The 2,065-nt window shown below is 38.6% G+C and carries 1 protein-coding gene; it reads right to left on the bottom strand.

All coding sequences use genetic code 11. The features are described 5' to 3' along the window. Positions 1-107: 107 nt before the first annotated feature. The coding region (locus QQK25_RS24615; RefSeq protein ID WP_284190018.1) for an RNA-directed DNA polymerase at positions 108-2,065 on the bottom strand (1,958 nt) is incomplete at its 5' end.

The following is a 2,065-nucleotide window of genomic DNA, read 5'->3' as shown; positions in this document are numbered from 1 at the left end:
CTTTTCACAAGTGCAATCATGATGAATATATGAAAGGTAAAATGAAATGAGTGCCCAACTATCGGTTCATAAGAGATTCATCATCATCAATCAAAGCCTTTTCCCAACTAAATGGGGTCGGCTACATGAATCCTTTGTCTCCAGTGAGCTCTGTCAAAGGCCATTGCCTCTGTCACGTTCATTTCCATCATATCCTTTCTTAAAAGGGTTTCCAATGTTAACTTCGGTCTTCCCCTTCCCCTCGTATTACAATCCGGGATTAAAACCTCGCACTTTCTAACAGGTGCATCTAGAGGTCTCCTTTGCACATGCCCAAACCACCGCAAACGGTTTTCTCTCATTTTCTGCTCAATTGGTGCTACACCCAATATTTCTCGGATGTGTTCATTCCTAATCTTATCTTTTCTAGTTTTACCACACATCCACCTTAACATTCTCATTTCCGCTACACTAATTTTATCCATGTGTTGTTTCCTAGTGGCCCAACATTCTGAACCATATAGTATAGCTGGTCTAATTGCAGTCCTATAAAACTTCCCCTTAAGTCTAAGAGGGATACGTCGATCGCATAGTACACTAGAAGCACTTCTCCATTTAAGCCACCCCGCTTGGATTCTATGTTTTATATCAGCATCAATCACACCTTCCTTGTGAATAATAGAACCTAAATACCGAAACCACTCACTTTTGTGGATTTCATGGCCCTCAATCTTAACTACTTCATCCTTCATCTCTTTTGAGTTACTAAAATTGCACTCCACATATTCTGTTTTATTCCTACTAATTTTTAGGCCTTTTGATTCTAATGCTTCTCTCCATGTCTCTAGTTTGATGTTTACCCCCTCTCTACTCTCATCCACTAACACAATATCATCAGCAAATAACATACACCAAGGAACCTTATCTTGAATGTTTCTAGACAGGTCATCCATTACCAGCGCAAAAAGATAAGGGCTTAACGCTGATCCTTGATGAAGGCCTACTGTAACAGGAAATTCTCTTGTCTCACCTACTGTCGTTCTAACTATAGTCCTCCCATTATCATACATATCCTTGATTGTCTCAATGTATCCCTTGGTGACTCCCTTTCTTTCCAAAGCTTTCCAAATAAGTTCCCTAGGTACTCTGTCATATGCTTTCTCCAAATCGATAAAGACCATATGAAGATTCTTCTTCTTTTCCCTATACTTTTCCATTAATTTTCTTAAAATATAAATAGCCTCCATAGTAGACCTTCCTGGCATGAAACCAAATTGGTTTTCCGTTACTTCTGTCTCGCGTCTAATGCGTTGTTCGATCACTCTCTCCCATAGCTTCATAGTATGGCTCATTAATTTTATGCCTCGGTAATTGTTACAATCTTGCGCATCTCCTTTATTTTTAAAGATAGGTACCAAAATGCTCTTACGCCAACCATCCGGCATTTTCCTCGATGATAGTATCTTATTGAAAAATTTGGTTAACCAGGCTATTCCAAAATCTCCTAAACACCTCCAGACATCGAGAGGCACACCATCCGGCCCTAAGGCTTTACCAGATTTCATCTTTTTTAAAGCATTTTTAACCTCACCCTCTTTAATCCTTCGAAAAAAAATATTATCCCTGTGGCTAGTTTGTAGTTCTAGTTTCTCCAGATCGATATTAGTTTCATTCAACAACTTCTCGAAGTAATTTTCCCATCTCAGTTTGATCTCTTTATCTTGTACTAACACTCTCGAGTCTTCATTTTTAATACACTTAATCTGGCTAATGTCTCTCGTCCTCTTCTCTCTTAACTTGGCTAGTTTATAAATATCTTTTTCTCCTTGCTTCGTGTCGAGTTTAGTATAAAAATTATCGTATGCTCTGCACTTTGCTTCCCCTACTATCTTTTTAGTCTCCTTACTAGCTCTTTTGTATGAGTCGAAGTTTTCTATACTCCTATTTTTCTGCCACGCTTTGTAGCACTCTCTTTTGAATCTTACCATCTTTTGGACTTCTTCGTTCCACCACCAAGTTTCTTTAAGAGGTTGAGATGTTCCTTTAGATTCTCCCAAAATGTCAATAGCCACCTTTCTAATGCTAG

The sequence above is a fragment of the Zoogloea oryzae genome (genome assembly GCF_030161255.1).
Classification (GTDB): Bacteria; Pseudomonadota; Gammaproteobacteria; order Burkholderiales; family Rhodocyclaceae; genus Zoogloea; species Zoogloea oryzae.
The sequence above is the reverse complement of the archived record's forward strand: the minus strand, read 5'-3'. Positions and strand labels throughout refer to the sequence as shown.